The sequence below is a fragment of the Actinoallomurus sp. NBC_01490 genome (assembly GCF_036227085.1).
GTDB classification, from domain to species: Bacteria; Actinomycetota; Actinomycetes; order Streptosporangiales; family Streptosporangiaceae; genus Actinoallomurus; species Actinoallomurus oryzae.
In genome coordinates, this window is record NZ_CP109433.1 from 572,339 (window position 1) to 588,378 (window position 16,040).

Sequence of the window (16,040 nt, forward strand, 5' to 3'; positions counted from 1 at the left end):
CCCCAGACGCGGTCCCCAGTCCTGCCGCTTCGCCGCGCGTGTGGGAGCGGATGCTCCGGGCCGTTAACGGGCCATTAGCCACGGTGGTCAGAGGTCAACAGCGGTCACTCATGAGCACACCGACAAGCAGGTCAGCGCCCGTCACGGCCAGGAACCCGACGATTCCCAAGCTGTTGCGCGAGGATGCGCTCGTCACCAGACTCCCAGCGGATTGACGTCCCATGAGAGGCGAATGACCGGCCGAGTCTGCAAGCGCAACGGATCAAGGCCGCTCACGAAGCGAAGGACGAGGCCCTCACGCTCTCCTTCTTTTTCAACGGTCAGACGCTCCAGTCTTCGGAGTCTTCCCAGCGAGACGGTCTCTTCACCGCCCTCGAAGAGGCTCACGTACGCCTCACCGGACGTGGGATCCAGCGAGAAGAGAACTTCGCGGTCCCCTCGCCGCAGGCGGAACGAGTGAAGACCCACAGGCCAGCTCAAGTCTTCTTCTGACGGCGTTGGTTCGTCCTCGAAAAGCCAAATCAGGTCCGCTAGCTCGGGCATTTCCACGCGCAGAATCCATCTCATCGGCCGGTTTCGGGATCTGAGCTCAGCGGGTTTCTTCGACGTCCGTGGGAAGAAGGGTGCGCAACTGGTCGCGGGTCGCCTGGGATCCGCCGCGTTCGAGCTGGGCGATGCGGCGGGCGTGCGCGGTCTGGGCGGCCTCGAAGAGCTTGCGGATCTCGCGGCCGTTCCCCTGATCGAACCTTTCGGCCCGGCCGGCCACGTGATCGCGGATGGCGGCGCGCGTACTGTCCGGAACGTCGAAGCCGGAGGACTTCGCGATGCCGACGAAGATGTCGACCAGCTCGTCCGGGCCGTACGGGGTGAAGGCGATGGTCCGGGAGAACCGCGACGCGAGTCCAGGGTTCGCCGCGAGGAAGCCATCCATCTCGTCGGTGTATCCGGCGACGATGACGACGACCTCGTCGCGGTGGTCCTCCATGAGCTTGACGAGCGTGTCGATGGCCTCCTGCCCGAAGTCGGCGTTCGCCCCGAACTGGCGCGAGAGGGTGTAGACCTCGTCGATGAACAGAACCCCGCCACGCGCCTCATCGAACTTGGCCGTGGTCTTCTGCGTGGTCTGGCCGAGGTACTGGCCGACCAGATCGGCTCGGGAGGCCTCGATGAAGTGGCCGCGGGCCAGTACGCCGAGAGCGGCCAGGAGCTCTCCGTAGAGCCGCGCGACCGTGGTCTTCCCGGTTCCGGGCGGGCCCGCGAAGATCAGATGGCTGGAGATCGGTGCGGCGTCCAAACCCTCCTGCCGTCTGCGCCGAGTGGCGGCGATCAGATCGATGGTGTCACGGACCTGGCTCTTGACCGCCTCCAGGCCGATCATCTCGTTGAGCCGGTCGAGGATCGCCTGAAGCTGTCCCGCGTCGCGTACCTCGCCCAGCCTGGTGCTCAGGCCGGTGTCGACGACGCCGTCGAGATCTTCGGGCAGCAGAAGGGTCAGTTCCTCGGTCGTCGCAGGGCCGTCTTGACCGGACAGACGCAGCGCCTGCTGTTCGACGACGGCTTCGAAGATGCGCCGGGCCTCCCGGCCGTTGCCGAAGGTCTCGTCTCTCCGGGCCTGCTGAAAGTGGGCGAGAAGTGACGCTTGGGCCTGCTCGCTGAACCGGAAACCGTACTGAGCGGCGAGGGTCTCGGTGATGCTCGTCAACTCGGCCGGGCTGTAGTTCTCGAACTCGATGGTGCGAGAAATGCGCGACTTCAGCCCGGGATTCGCCGTCAAGAACGTGCGCATCTCGGCCGAATAACCGGCGACGATGACAACGATCTCGTCGCGGTGGTCCTCCATGAGCTTGACGAGTGTGTCGATGGCCTCCTGCCCGAAGTCGGTGCCCGTGCCGAAACGGCGGGACAGGGTGTACGCCTCGTCGATGAACAGCACTCCGCCCAACGCTTTGGTGAAGACGGCCGCGGTCTTCTGCGTGGTCTCACCCAGTACCTGCCCGACCAACTCCTTGCGCGACACTTCGGTGAACTGCCCGGTGGGGACCACGCCGAGAGCGGCGAGCAGTCGTCCGTACAGCCGGGCGACCGTCGTCTTGCCGGTGCCAGGGGCGCCGGCGAAGACCATGTGACGGCCGACGGACGGTCCGTGCGGCAGCCCTGCCTGCCTGCGCTGTTCGGCGATGCGCAGAAGGCCGACCAGCTTGCCGATCTCGCGCTTCACTCCCGCCAGACCCACCATCGCGCTCAACTCGGCGAGCAGCTCGTCAACGTTCGGTTCCGGCGCCGCGCCCGGGGTGTCCGGGTTGGCGGCGCCGGACTTGGCGACGGGCTCCGTCGGAGCCACCGGAGTCACCGGCGTGGCCTCGGTCGAATCGACGGTGGCGCCGATCTCGACTCCGATGATGTCGTCGGCGCCGTTCGCCTCGGAGCTCACCCGTTCCATGCGTACCTGCGAGCCGGCCGTCGTGACGATGCCCTGGCCGGCGTTGCCCGTGATGGTGCAGTCGCGCAGAACCGCTCTGGCGCCCGGATCCACCGCGACACCGATGTTCTTGTGGTGCGACACCTTGGCTCCGTCGAGCGTGAGCACTCCTTCGTTCGCAGCCGACGCGCCGATCTGGGATCTGGTGATGGTGCCCCCGGTGAACCGTGCCGTGCCCGCGCCGCTCACCGCCAGCCCGCAGATCGCCGCCTGCGTGATGTCGCAGTCCTCGAAGGCGGCGGTGGAAAGCTCGTCCACCACCACACCGTTGCGCCTGCCGTCCTCGACGTGTACCGACCGTGCGGTCAGCGTCGCGTTGGCCGTGACCCACACGCCGTCGGCTCCTGATCCGGTGACGAGGCAGTCCTCGGCGGTGGCGGAGGCGTTGTCACGCACCACAAGGCTGCTCTGGCCCGACGCGCGCAGCCGTGAGTCGCGGATGGTGGCCTTGGCGCGCCCCTGCGCCAGAATGCTCGCGGCCTTGGAGTCCTCGATCTCGCAACGCTCGATCAGCGGTGTCGAGCCCTCGGCCACCCAGATGCCGTGCTCGCCCGCCCGTTGGACGCAGCAGTCTCGGACGGTGACCCTGCTTCCGTTGCGGATGGCCATCCCGCACAGGTCGGCGTTGAACACCTCGGTGTGCTCGACCAGACCGGCGGAGTCGGAGTAGACGATGCCACCGCCGTGGACACGGCTGTCCCGGACGAAGAGTTCGGCTCTGTCCCACACGCTGATCGCGCGGCTCGACTTGCTGACGACCTCGCACTGTTCCACGATCAGAGTGCCGCCCACCGCCTCCAGGGGGACGCCCTCGGCGTTGCCGTTGCGCAACGTCAGGCCCCGCAGGGTGACATGGCCCTCGACCCGCAGTGTGTAGCTCCCAGCGCAGTCCAGCGTGACCGTTCCAGGACCCCCGACCGCGGTGATCACCGCGGTCCCCCAGTATCTGAGGGCGTCCGAACGGTAGACGCCCGGCTCCACGGCGATGTGGCGCAGTCGCTCCCCGGGCGGCCCCGAAGCATTCGCCGCGTCGGCGATCGTCGGGAACGCCTGTGGATTCGTCTGGGATACGACAAAGCCCGGCAACGGACCCTCCCCCTAAGCGGTCGCAATGAATCCATCTCAGATAATCCACCACAGACACCGCTCGCAGGGCCATGTTCGCTACTCGGTGCGGTGTGGAGGCCGGTTCTTCTTCCGGGCAGTGATCGCAGTGAGTCCGGCTACGTCCGATCCGTCAGGTACCGGCGGGAGCCTTTGTCGTTGGCGGCTGTCGTTGGGCGGGCCCGGTGACCAGGGCGGACTCCTCCCGTGGCGGCACGACGACACCGACGAGGAGGTCCTCATGGGGGAGTACAGCCGCAGTCTGCCCTACGATCTGATGACCTTCGACGAGCGCGACCAGGTCGACGCCGAGCGCACCGACGTCCGAAAGGACCGTGTCCAGCCTGCCCGCGCGGCCCGGTACCCGACGCTAAGGAGCCCCCCACCCGTGAAGATCATCGACCGCGTCAAGACGTACATCCGTCAGAAGAAGGAACGCGACCCCAGCCCGACCGACAACCCGCTCGACGCAGCGGCCGAGCCCACCCCGGCGCAGACCGACCGCGCAGAGGACAAGCCGAACCGCGATGACGAGGCGCCCGCGGCGTCCACGGCCCCCGAAACGGCGGAGCCCGAGCCTGCTACGGAACCGGCCACCGAGTCGGCCGAGGAGACGGCTACCGAGTCGGCCGAGGAGACGGCTACCGAGTCGGCCGAGGAGTCGGCTACGGAGTCGGCCGAGGAGTCGGCTACGGACTCGGCCGAGGAGTCGGCCACCGAGCCGGCCGTAGAGTCAGCCGCGGAACCGGCTACGGAGTCGGCTACCGAGCCGGCCGCAGAATCGGCCGCGGAACCGGCTACCGAGCCGGCCACGGAACCAGGCGCGGAACCGGCCACGGCGCCCGCCGCGTGCCCGCGCTGCGGCGCGACCGGCGATGCGCCCTGCACGACCCCGTCCGGCAAACCCACGAAGACCCACAAGGGGCGCGAGCAGTGAGCAGCGGTGCTGCGAACCTCCGGCCGGATCCGTGCAGACGCAGACGTCGACGGATCTTGGCGACGAACGGCGGAAGGTCGTTGGACTAACTGTCATTGCGGACCGTCCATCCGGCGTTCGAATCCCCGAGCCTCCGCTCACTGATCAGGGCCTTCCCCGCGTACGTGCCGGGGAGGGCCCTTGATCGTTCTGGCGTGGACCCGTACGGACGGACACCTGGCGAAGCGGGGTGGTGAGAGCCGAACGATTCTCACCACCTTCAGCAGAAGGCGATCGCCGCCCCGGTTTTCATCGAATGCTTCGCTGCGTGGATGAGTCGCAGGCACACGTATGACTCGACGCCGTAGCGTTGCCAGCCCTCGCTGGCCGGCGTAGCGGCTTCCGAAGCCTCGAAGACCTCGTCCGAGTCGGGGTCGAGGTCTTCGGGCAGGCCGAGGGCGGCCGCGATGCCGCGGGCCTCCGTCAACAGGCGCACCGACGAGCCGAGGAAGCCCCCGGCGAGGCGTTCATCGACGATGACCTGCTCGAAATCCACTGGTACGTAGTAGCCCTCGCAGTCGGAGTGACGGATCAGATGTGCGAACGGGCCGGCCGGAGCCCCAGGTAGATCGGCATACGCCTTTTCGAGCAGTGGATCGTCGGTCGGGTCCCGGCCTTCCAGCGGCTCCGGCAGGCTTGCGTTCTCCGCCAAGTGAACAGCGAGGCGTCGCACGGTGTGCAGCCCGGAATACCCCCACATCTCGAAAGATTCGGCTTCCCGCGTCTCTAGCTCGGGCTCATCCCACGGCCCTGCTCCAGCCAGATCGAGCAGGTCCCGGATCACCGTGAAGTCGGCGCGGACCATGTCGCCGTAATCGTCCTCGCCCTCAGCGTCGGCCAGGACGCCGACGACCATGTTCAGTCCCATAGCCGGGAATCTGCCAGCACGGTCCGACAGGGCCGCCATAACAGCTCTTGCGAACATGTGGCCGTGCCGATCGGGCGGCCACCGTACACGGACATGCGTGACCGCACCGCGCGGCGGCTTGGTCTGGTCATTCCTGCCGCATGGAGGTCGAACGGAATCCGGCGGCCGGGCGATCCCCTCCGCCGACGCCCCAGGCGAGGCCCAAGCGAACCAGGCCACGGGTCGGGGTCGTTCGTCCGTGGGCGCTCCGTCTCGGCCCGTGGGGCCTGGCCCGCTTACCCTTCCAGGTGGGACGGCGGCAGAGGGGATGATCCGGCAGGGTGGATCCGTGCGCGCGGCGTCCGTGATTTTTACGGAGCCATATTTATGGCCGTATTCGCTACTTGCCACTATGGCGTTCGGACCGAGCCGCGGAGTCGCCGTGGAATTCGTGTGAAGGCGCTACTCGTTGCAGGGCTTGTTGCTTCCGTCGCCGGAAAGGTGTCCGTCCCAGACCCATCCGTAGATGTAGCCGCCGCCGCTGCTGACGCGGCCGTACGTCCAGGTGTTGCCGTACTTGTTGACGACGTAGCAGTAGTAGACCATGTACGGGTGGTTCTGCTCGTTGGACACGTAGCTGCACGCGCCCTCGGGGCCGCCACGTACGACCGCGGTGGCCGTCAGGTAGCCGGTCCGCCCGTCCAGATTCTGGTGTGAGCAGCTACAGCTGTTGCATTCACCTACGGTGAGCGGCTTGACGGACGCATGGCCGGGCGCTGCGGTCAGGAGTGAGCCGGCCAACGAGAGACCGGTAACACCGACGCCCGCGATCACCCGTCGCCGCACTCGACCGGTCAAACTCGAATTCGCCATGACGGTCCTTTCTTGATGGGCCCGTACGAAACTGATGCCCGGCACGCTCGCACGGAATGGTATATATCCGGTTAACCAACTTCCGTGAGGTGCCCTGAATCTTTCGGACGGCGCCGCCACTAAGATTATGGTCGCCTAAAAAGGGGAAATGTGCCCGGGAGGACCCGCATGCGGTCCTCGCCCGCCGTCGCGTCTGACGTGGTGTGTGCCGGGTTCGGAGCGGAACATGGTTCTTCCTTCCCCGGCCATTCTGCGTGGTTTCCACGCTCTTTAGAGTTTCGTGCCATCGCGGCCGGGCGCGAGGCCTGGCTGGTGGGGGCGGGGGTCCGATGCCGATCGTCGACTACAAAAAGATCGTTTTAGCGCGGGCTTCGCAGTTGCTCGCTCCGGCGGAGTCGGTGCGGTGCGCCTTCTTGTGCAAGCCGCACCACGTGATGCGCAAGGCCGCGTTGGAGAGCGCCTTCGACACCGTCTTCGGTGCGGTGCTTCCGATCGGGGGTGCCATCGGGGGCGCGATCACCGGGGTGACCGGTTCAGCCGTGGAGAGCGCGGTCGAGAGCATGCGTCCCGAGCCGCCGGTTCGGGCGGCATCGAGTTTTCCGACGGGTGAGGATGTCATCTTCACCATCACGACGACGCGCTACATGGTCTTTCGGCAGAGCTTCGGGCTGAAAATGCCGAGACTCTCGCTCGCGGTGGTCTACGAGCCCTCCGACATCGTCCAGTTGGCCGTCCGTCGCGGGGCCGCCATGCGAAAGCTGCTGCTGGTCTTCGGGGACCGGTCGTTGGTCCAGCTCAGCCTCCCGCGAGGCCAGGGCGACGTGGACGAGATCGTCGCCGGCTTCCTGTCGTTCCAGGCCGCCGCCGGGTGATCAGAGATTGGCCCCTACGACCACGACGGCGCAGATGATGACCGTTATGAGCAGACCCAGGATGAACCCGGCCGTTCTGGGCGTCAGCCGGTTCCACAACCGCTTCGGCGGCTCGAACCGTGCGGCCGGGTCCGTGTTCGACTTCCACCAGTCGACGACCCGCCGGAAGTCCGCCTGAAAATCGGGGTCGGGGTACTGGGTGCTGTGCTGGAGCGCAGGCAGTGAGCGACGCTTGCCGTTCGCGAGAGTGATGCGAGCCGAGAGCGACGTCCCGTACTGGCTCTTGGTCTCACGCACGTCGATCCACCGGATCTCCTGCCAGGAGTAGGTACGACCACGGCCGATGCCCCAGCAGATGGTTATCCCGGCCGGCCCGACCGTGGTCGAGCTCCGGCGCCCCAGGGAGATGCCGAGACCGACGAGCACGGCCGTCCCGAGCAGCAGCCAGCAGAAGCCCACCACGCCGAGCCGGAGGTAGGCGAAGACTCCTTCAATGATCACTACGACACCCAGCCCCGCAAACTGCGAAAAGGACGGGCGGTATCGATCTTTCCCCCGGAAGCTCAGCTCGTTCACGGAGGTCAAGGTACATGTCCGACTTTCGAACGGACGAGCCGGGCTTGGGGAGCCGCCCACCGGTCGCTCCAGTCGGAGGGCGCTGCCGCGAGGATGGACCGGCGGTACTCCACTGTGGAGCGATCGTCTGGACGCGGTGCTTCCTCCCGCCATATCCCGATCGCACTGCCAAGCTGTTAAAACGTGTCAATCCCCAGGGGCTCGACCGGCTGCCGCACGCCAAAGATGATGTTCGCGTTGCAGCTGACGTCCGTCCAGGTCAGGGGAGCTGAGGCCGACTTCCGGCGCTGCGGCCGGCGGGCTCGGCTATTGACGTGCTACCGCGCATCGACCTAATGTCCCGGGGACATCGGTTAAAACGTTTTACTTGCTCACCTTCCGGAGAGAGCATGGGCGAGCCGCCTGCGAACGGCAGCACGGCGTTCGGCGGGATCAGGAACGGTTTCACACGGCGATCCGCCTCAGCCGGCTCCCGGCGCGTCTGCGCGGTGGTGATGTCCGCCGTGTTGGCGCTGCCCGCGGCCGTCACGTCACCCGGCTCGGCGCAGGCATCGCCGAAGCACGGGGGGACTCCGGACTACGGGTCGGCGGCCGGCCTGGCGCGTCGCTTCGCGAACCCGCCGGTCGAAGATCGGCCCTTCTACCGCTACTGGCATCCCGGCGGCCGGATGGACCCCGGCACGCTGAAGTCCGACTTCGCCGCGATGCGGGAGGGCGGTGCCGGGGGTGTCGAGCTGTCCAACTTCGTCCGGGACAACTCGGTCGCGCCGATCGAGGACTACGACCCCGCCACGCAGGGCTTCGGCACTCCCGCGTGGCAAGAGCGGTTCGGCGACGCGTACCGGATCGGCAAGAGCGCCGGGCTGCAGGTCGACACGACGTACACCTCGAAGTGGTCGGCCAACCTCGCCTCCGTGTCGCCGGACGGGCCGGGGTCGGCGAAGGAGCTCACCCTGGCGACCTCCTGGCTCGACCCGGGTCAGGAGTACGCCGGCCGGGTGCCTCGGCCGACGCTCCCCGACGGTGTCCACAAGGCCGACCTGGTCGCGCTCCGCGCCTACCCCTGCGCGTCGAAGTGCGACGACGACGTGCCGGTGCTCGACCCGGCGCGCTCGGTGAACCTCAAGGACCGGGTGAGCGGCGACGAGCAGCTCCGCTGGACCGCCCCCAGCGGCCGATGGGTGCTGGTCGCCTCCTGGATGCACGGCACCGGCCAGCTCGTCGAGGGCGCCGAGACCCCCGGCACGTCCTACCTCGTCGACCACTTCAGCCGCGACGGCATCGACGCGATCGAGAGCTTCTGGAACGAGCACGTGCTCGACAAGGAGGTGCGCAAGCAGCTGAAGGCGAGCGGCGGATCGCTCTTCTTCGACTCCCTGGAGCTGAACCCGGGCGGCGAGCCGCTGCGGAGCTGGACCGCGGACTTCCTGAAGGAGTTCAAGAAGCGCCGTGGCTACGACGCGGAGCCGTACATCCCCACGCTGGCCGTCAGCGACCCGCAGTTCGAGCTGCCGGGTTCGGTCGCCGACCGCGTACGGGAGGACTACCGCAAGACGCTCAACGACCTGTTCATCGACGACCACCTCGTGCCGTTGCGCACGTGGGCGCACAGCCTCGGCCTGACGCTGCGCGGCCAGCCCTACAGCTCGTGGGGGCCGACGTTCGTCGATCCGATGGAGGCCTGGTCGCTGCTGGACATCCCGGAGGGCGAGGACCGCTCGTTCAACGCCGGGGCGAGCCAGGGCCTCATCGAGACGCAGGGGGCGGACGCCTGGCGGAGCATGGCGACCGTCGCCGGGCTCAGTGGCCGGCGGCTGGTCTCCGACGAATGCTGTGCGTCCTTCGGCCGCGCCTACCGGGTCACCCGGCAGAAGCTGCTCTCCCACGTCAACGAGAACTTCTCGGCCGGCGTCAACAACGTGGTCTGGCACGGCTGGTCGCACGACGCCCCCGGCACCGCGGCGACGTGGCCGGGCTGGGCGGGGTTCGGCAACACCGGCGTCGATGACTCGTACGGCCCGCAGAACCCGACCTGGGCGGACGACCGGCGCATCAACGACTATGTCGCGCGCCTTCAGACGACACTGCGTACGGGCCGGCAGCTGACGGACGTCGCCATCTACCACCAGAAGCCGGGGCACAGCTCCGAAGGCACGGTCGGCGAGCGTTACTTCACCAGCTCCGCCCTCGAGCAGCGCGGCTTCACGTACGGGTTCGTGAACACCACGCTCCTGACCGGGCGCGCGATGCCCGTGGACGGACGGACGCTCGCACCGGACGGGCCGGGCTTCCACGCCTTCGTCGTCGACCGGGAGAGCGCCATGGACCTCGCCGCCGCCCGGCGCATCGTGGCCATGGCACGACAGGGGCTCCCCGTCGTCGTGGTGGGCGACGCACCGCAGCGGTCGCTCGGCAACGACCCCGGCGACGACGCCGCGGTCCGTGCCGCCTTCGAGCAACTGCGCCGGTACGGCAACGTCCGCCGGGTCGCGGCCGAGGACGACGTTCCCGAGGCCCTGGCCGCCCTCGGCGTGCGGCCGCGTGCCGCGTTGGTGGAACCGTCGTCGCTGGTGGGCGTGCAGCGCCGCGGTCAGGACGTGAACGTGTACTACTGGTACAACGCCTCGGACGAGCAGGCGAAGGCGACCGTGTCGGTGGCCGCCCGGGGCATCCCGTACCGGCTGGACCCGTGGACCGGTCGCGTCGAGCCGATCGCGTCGTACGGCGTGCAGGGCGACCACACCGTCCTGAACCTCGACGTCGCCGCCGGTGACATCGCCCTGGTGGCGGTGAGCGACGCGCCGCCGGCCGGGACCCGGCCGCCGTCGACGCACGTGGTGAGCACGACGGCCGACCAGGTCGTCCTCGACGCCGGGAAGCCGGTGCTGCGGACCACCCGGAACGGCCGGCAGACGACCGTGCTGTCGGACGGACGCCAGGTCGTCACCGACGTCCGGACGGTGCCCGCGGCACAGTCCCTGTCCCAGTGGCGGTTGAGCCTGGCGTCGTGGCACCAGGGGTCCGGTCCCCAGCAGACCGCGATCACACGGTTGCCCGAGCAGCAGGTGACCGCGGCCCCGGACACCCACCTGCTACCGGCGTGGAGCACGTTGCCCGGCATGCAGAGCGTCTCCGGCGTGGGCACCTACCGGACCACGTTCGACCTGAACGCGGACTCTCACCGGAATGCCGGGGCCTATCTGGACCTCGGCCAGGTCACCACGACGTACCGGGTGGCGGTCAACGGACGGTCGCTGCCCCCGGGCGACCAGCTCGACAGCGCCCGGATCGACCTCGGCCCGTACCTGCGCTCCGGACACAACGAGGTGGTCGTCACCGTCGCCTCGATGCTGGGCAACGCCATCGCCGGGAAGGCGGCCGACCAGTACGGCCTGGTCGGGCCCGTCAGGCTCATCCCGTACGTGGACGTGCCGCTGAGCCGCTGACGGGGTCAGCGGCCCGGGTCGCGGGCGCTGACGAGGCCGGACTGGTAGGCGAAGACGACCAGCTGGGCGCGGTCGCGGGCGCCGAGCTTGGTCATCGCCCGGCTGATGTGGGTCTTGGCGGTGGTGGGGCTGAGCACCAGCGACGCGGCGATCTCGTCGTTGCTCAGGCCGTGTGCGGCCAGCGCCACCACCTCGCGTTCCCGGTTGGTGAGGGCCTCCAGGTCCGCCGTGCCGAGGGCGTCCGGCGGGCGGGCGACGAACTCGGTGATCAGCTGACGGGTGACCGCCGGGGACAGCAGCGCGTCGCCCCTCATCACCACCCGGAGCGCCTGTAGCAGGTCGGCCGGCTCGGTGTCCTTCAGCAGGAACCCGCTGGCCCCGGCCCGCAGCGCGCGGAAGACGTATTCGTCCAGCCCGTAGTTGGTGAGGATGACGACGCGGACGGCGGCCAGCTGCTCGTCGTCCGCGATCTGCCGGGTCGCCTCGATCCCGTCGAGTACGGGCATCTGGATGTCCATCAGGGCGATGTCCGGCCGGTGCTCCTTCGCCAGCGCCACCGCCTGCCGGCCGTCGGCGGCCTCGCCGACCACCTCGATGCCGTCCTCGGAGTCCAACAGCGCCCGGATGCCGTTGCGGATGAGCGCCTGGTCGTCGGCGAGCAGGACTCGGATCACGCGGGCGCCTTCGCCGGGAGCTCGGCCCGTACGCGGAAACCGCCCTGCTCACGGGGACCGGCGTGGAGCCGGCCGCCGAGGGCGGCGACCCGCTCGCGCATGCCGATCAGCCCCAGCCCCCGGGCGGGCGACGGCTCCGGGCCGCCTTCCGCGTCATCGGCCGGGTCCGCACTGCCGGCGGCGGCGTCCGGGGCGTCGTTCTCGATCTGGACGGTCAGCGTCTCCTGCCCGTACCCGAGCCGCACCGACGTGCATGCCGCGCCGGCGTGGCGCGAGACGTTGGTGAGCGCCTCCTGCACGATCCGGTACGCGGCCTGGTCCACGTCGGGCGGCAGACACCGCTCGGTCCCGGTCACCGTCACGGTCACCGTCAGCCCGGCCGCCTGCGCCCGGGTGACCAGGTCGGCCAGCTGGCCGAGGCCGGAGCCGGCGGTTCCGCCGTCGGCGTCGCCGTTGCGAAGCACGCTGAGAGTGGCGCGCAGCTCCCGGGCGGCGTCGGCGCTCGCCTCCTTGATCGCCAGCAGCGCGGAGGGAACCTCCTCGCCCCGCTTGCGGGCCAGGTGGGCGGCCACGCCCGCCTGCACCCGGATCACGGAGATGCTGTGCGTCAGGGAGTCGTGCAGCTCGCGGGCGATGCGCAGCCGCTCCTCCATCGCCTTCCGCCGGGCGACCTCGTCGCGGGTCCGCTCCGCCTCTTCCGCGCGCTGCTCGACCTCGCGCAGGTGCAGGTGCCACATGCGGAACGCCACCAGGGTGACGCCCGCGGAGATAAGCCAGCCGGTGCCGTAGAGCCAGCGCCGGCCATGTTCCGTGCGCATCCTCAGAGCCTACGTGCCCGGTCCGGCGCCGCCATCCTTCCGGCGGAGGGGTTCCCGCCTGCTTCCGTCGCAGTACCGCCGCTCCTCCCACGGCAGTACGGGAACCGCCCGTCCGCTCCCCGCCGACCAGGCAGGAAAGACGCCCTGCGCACGACGACCGGCACCCCCGCGCCGGAGCACCATCACCGGCATGACACAGACATCAGATTCCGAATCCGTCCACGGGGGCCTGTGCGGTGTCGCCGGCCGGCTCCCCGGCGAGGTACTGGCGCCCGGCCTCGACGGCTATGCCGAAGCCGCGGCCACCGTGTTCGCGACGGGCACACCCGACCTGGTGGTCCGCCCGCCCGACGCGGCCGGAGTGGCCGCCGCCGTGCGGTACGCCACCGCCGCCGGCCTGGCCGTCACCGTACGGTCCGGCGGGCACAGCATGGCCGGGCTCAGCACGCACACCGACGGCATGGTCATCGACCTGCGGAACCTGTGCGGCGTCGAGGTCCTGGACCGGGCCGACCGCCGGGTCCGCGTCGGAGGCGGCGCGACCTGGGGCGCGGTGTCCGCCGCGCTGACACCGTACGGGCTGGGCCTGACCGCGGGCGACACCCGGGAGGTCGGCGTGGGCGGGCTCACCCTCGGCGGCGGGATCGGCTGGATGGTACGCCGCTACGGGCTGGCCATCGACAACCTGGCCGCGGCGGAACTGGTCACCGCGGACGGCGAGCTGATCCGCGCCGACGCCGGCCGGAACGAGGACCTGTTCTGGGCGCTGCGCGGAGGCGGCGGCAACTTCGGCGTGGTCACCGCTTTCGAGTTCACCGCCCAGCCGGTCACCACCGTGCACTTCGGGATGATCGGCTTCCAGCTCGGCGACCAGCCCGGCGAACTGACGGAGCTCGTCGCCGGCTGGCGGGACCTCACCCGGGCCGCCGACGAAAACCTGACCACCAGCCTCGCCCTGCTGCCGCCGATGCCCGGCCGGCCCGCCGGGCAGCCCACCGCCGTGCTGCAGTGCTGCTACGCGGGTTCCGACGGGGACGCCGCGGAGGCCGCGCTGCGCCCGTTCCGCGCGCTCGCCCCGGTGACCGCCGACACCGTCCGCGCGATGCCGTACGCCGACGTTCTGGTCGCCTCCCCCGACCTGCCGCCCGGGGCGCGGATGGAGGTCCGTAACGCGCTCGTCCCGGCCCTGGACGACGCGACGGTCGGCGCCATCGCCGACCTGTACGCCGACGGTTCGATGGTCGAGCTGCGCGGGCTGAGCGGTGCGGCCTCCCGGGTCGCGCCGGACGCCACCGCCTTCGCCCACCGGGACGCCGAGGCGCTGGTCGTGGCGGGCGTGATGCTGCCGCCGGGGGCGCCGCCGCAACTCGCCGACGCGTCGCTCTCGCGGTGGTCCCGGGTCGCGGCCCTGAGCCGCGGCGCGTACGTCAACTTCCTCGGGACCGCGACCTCCGCCGACGTCGAGCGCGTCTACCCGCCGGCCACCTACCGGCGACTGGCCGACGTCAAGCGGCGCTACGACCCCGGCAACGTGTTCCGCCGCACCCACAACGTCCGCCCCGCGAGCGGCTGATCCCGCCCGGATCCCGGTCAGGAAGAGGAACTCTCGTGTCCGAAACCCACCCGGCGGCCCTCCCGGTCCCGCCGGTCACACGCGGCGCGACGCCGGCCGCGCACGGCGCCGCGCCGGCCGCCCACCGTTCGCGGCAGGGCCTGTCGTTGCTGGTCATCGCCACCGCCCAGCTGATGGTGGTGCTCGACTCGACCATCACGAACGTCGCCCTGCCGCGTATCCAAGAGGCCCTGCACTTCTCCGGAGCGAACCTGTCGTGGGTGGTCAACGCCTACGCGCTGGCGTTCGGCGGCCTGCTGCTGCTCGGGGGCCGGGCCGGCGACCTGCTGGGCCGCCGCCGGATGTTCGTCGTCGGTCTGCTGGTGTTCTCCGCCGCGTCGCTGGCCGGAGGATTCGCCACCTCCCAGGCCTGGTTGCTGGTGGCCCGCGCCGTCCAGGGCGTCGGCGGCGCGATCGTCGCGCCGGCCGCGCTGTCGCTGATCGTCACCACCTTCCCGGAGGGCCGGCCTCGCGCCCGGGCCATGGGCGTGTACTCCGCGATGAGCGTGGCGGGCGGCGCGATCGGCCTGGTCGCCGGCGGGCTGCTGGCCAACTACGCGTCCTGGAGGTGGGTGCTGTTCGTCAACGTCCCCTTCGGGGTCGCCGCGGCCCTGGCCGCTCCCCTGGCACTCGCCGGGGCGCCGCGCCGGCCCGGTCGTCTGGACATCCCGGGGGCACTGACCGGGACGGCCGGGCTCTCCGCGCTCGTGTACGGCCTGTCCAGCGCGGCGACCGGCCCGGACGGCGTGTCCCACTGGGGCGACGCCAAGGTGGTCGCCTCGCTGGCGGCCGGAGTGGTGCTGCTGGCCGCGTTCGGCCTCGTCGAGGCCCGGAGCCGGCACGCGCTGGTGCCCGGCAGGCTGCTGCGCGACGGCCGCCGGCTCGGGGCGAACCTGGTCATGTTCGGCGTGGGCACCGTGCTGTTCGGGGTGTTCTTCTTCCTCACCCTGTTCGCGCAGCAGGTCTGGGGCTACTCGGCCATCCGGACCGGCGTGGCGTTCCTGCCGCTGACCGCCGCGACGCTGGCCGGCTCCGCGGTCGCCTCCGCGCTGCTGCCGCGGATCGGCGCCCGCCCGCTGCTCCTGACCGGCACCGTCGGCTGCGCCGGTGGTCTGTACTGGCTGTCGCTGATGACGGAGAACTCCGGTTACGTGGGAGGGCTGCTCGGTCCGATCCTGGTCACCAGCGCGGGGCTGGGCCTGGTGTTCGTGCCGCTGCCGCTGGTCGCGCTCGACGGCGTCGCCGACGCGGATTCCGGGGTGGCCTCCAGCGTGCTCAACGCCGGCCGCCAGATCGGCGGTGCCGTCGGGCTCGCGGTGCTGAGCACCGTCGCCTGGACGGCCGTCGCCGACTCCGCGCGCACCCACGGCGCGTACCGTCACGCGCTGGTCGTCGGCTTCGACCGGGCCTTCGCCGTCGGTGCCGGGATCGCGGCTCTCACCCTGCTCATCACGATCATCATGATCCGGACCCGCCGCACCGGCCCGTCCGGCGCACAGCCTGGCCGGTGACGCACACGGACGGCGCGGGAGACCGTGCCGGGCGGAAGCGCCGTAGCGCGGGCCGGTGGAACTCACCGGCCCGCGCGGAGGACGTCAGGAAGTACCGTTCGGTTCGCCCGGAACCGTGTGCGAGCGCGCCCTGCTCGTATCGACCGCCTCTCCCCTGACCGGGCAACGTCCTGTGGCATCCGGGACCGGTCCCGGATGAGCCGCCCACAATGGTCTGCCGCGCGGCGGAATACGGCGCGGATCGGTCGCGTG

Annotated in this window: 12 protein-coding genes; 5 read left to right on the forward strand and 7 right to left on the reverse strand. The window is 70.1% G+C overall.

Going from position 1 to position 16,040, the window contains the following annotated elements:
• Window positions 1–192 precede the first annotated feature (192 nt).
• Window positions 193–549: a hypothetical protein gene (locus tag OG417_RS02980; protein WP_329249350.1), complete on the reverse strand. Its 357-nt coding sequence runs from the start codon at window positions 547–549 to the stop codon at window positions 193–195.
• A 40-nt stretch (window positions 550–589) separates the two neighbouring features.
• Complete coding sequence (locus OG417_RS02985) at window positions 590–3,565, reverse strand: right-handed parallel beta-helix repeat-containing protein (protein WP_329249353.1); 2,976 nt, start codon at window positions 3,563–3,565, stop codon at window positions 590–592.
• A 259-nt stretch (window positions 3,566–3,824) separates the two neighbouring features.
• Here OG417_RS02985 and OG417_RS02990 point away from each other — a divergent pair, with 259 nt between their 5' ends.
• On the forward strand, window positions 3,825–4,520 hold the full coding sequence (locus OG417_RS02990; protein WP_329249356.1) for a hypothetical protein: 696 nt from the start codon (window positions 3,825–3,827) through the stop codon (window positions 4,518–4,520).
• A 259-nt stretch (window positions 4,521–4,779) separates the two neighbouring features.
• Here the strand turns inward: OG417_RS02990 and OG417_RS02995 are convergent, their stop codons facing one another.
• Entirely contained in the window at window positions 4,780–5,427 is a 648-nt protein-coding gene (locus tag OG417_RS02995; RefSeq protein WP_329249359.1) for a hypothetical protein, read from the reverse strand.
• Window positions 5,428–5,868: 441 nt separating this feature from the next.
• The gene (locus tag OG417_RS03000) at window positions 5,869–6,207 is read right to left on the reverse strand and encodes a hypothetical protein (RefSeq protein WP_329249362.1); all 339 of its coding nucleotides are present in this window, start codon (window positions 6,205–6,207) and stop codon (window positions 5,869–5,871) included.
• Window positions 6,208–6,608: 401 nt separating this feature from the next.
• Here OG417_RS03000 and OG417_RS03005 point away from each other — a divergent pair, with 401 nt between their 5' ends.
• Window positions 6,609–7,151 carry a hypothetical protein gene (locus tag OG417_RS03005; RefSeq protein ID WP_329249364.1) on the forward strand — a complete coding sequence of 181 codons (543 nt, stop codon included), beginning with the start codon at window positions 6,609–6,611 and terminating at the stop codon, window positions 7,149–7,151.
• Here OG417_RS03005 and OG417_RS03010 read toward each other — a convergent pair whose 3' ends face one another.
• A complete protein-coding gene (locus tag OG417_RS03010) occupies window positions 7,152–7,652 on the reverse strand; it encodes a PH domain-containing protein (protein WP_329249366.1) in 501 nt (166 codons plus the stop codon).
• Between the two features lie 569 nt (window positions 7,653–8,221).
• On the opposite strand from OG417_RS03010, the gene OG417_RS03015 reads away from it, so the two are divergent.
• Window positions 8,222–11,173, forward strand: coding sequence for a glycosyl hydrolase (locus tag OG417_RS03015; RefSeq protein ID WP_329249369.1), 2,952 nt, complete (start codon window positions 8,222–8,224; stop codon window positions 11,171–11,173).
• Window positions 11,174–11,178: 5 nt separating this feature from the next.
• On the opposite strand, the gene OG417_RS03020 is transcribed toward OG417_RS03015, so the two are convergent.
• Window positions 11,179–11,847, reverse strand: a complete 669-nt coding sequence (locus OG417_RS03020; protein WP_329249373.1) for a response regulator transcription factor — start codon at window positions 11,845–11,847, stop codon at window positions 11,179–11,181.
• Complete coding sequence (locus OG417_RS03025) at window positions 11,844–12,665, reverse strand: sensor histidine kinase (RefSeq protein WP_329249376.1); 822 nt, start codon at window positions 12,663–12,665, stop codon at window positions 11,844–11,846. The genes OG417_RS03020 and OG417_RS03025 overlap by 4 nt, the downstream gene beginning before the upstream one ends.
• 190 nt (window positions 12,666–12,855) lie before the next feature.
• Here OG417_RS03025 and OG417_RS03030 point away from each other — a divergent pair, with 190 nt between their 5' ends.
• Both OG417_RS03030 and OG417_RS03035 read left to right on the forward strand, forming a co-directional pair.
• Complete coding sequence (locus OG417_RS03030) at window positions 12,856–14,238, forward strand: FAD-binding oxidoreductase (RefSeq protein ID WP_329249379.1); 1,383 nt, start codon at window positions 12,856–12,858, stop codon at window positions 14,236–14,238.
• 35 nt (window positions 14,239–14,273) lie between these two features.
• Window positions 14,274–15,788: an MFS transporter gene (locus OG417_RS03035; protein WP_329249381.1), complete on the forward strand. Its 1,515-nt coding sequence runs from the start codon at window positions 14,274–14,276 to the stop codon at window positions 15,786–15,788.
• Window positions 15,789–16,040: the final 252 nt, after the last annotated feature.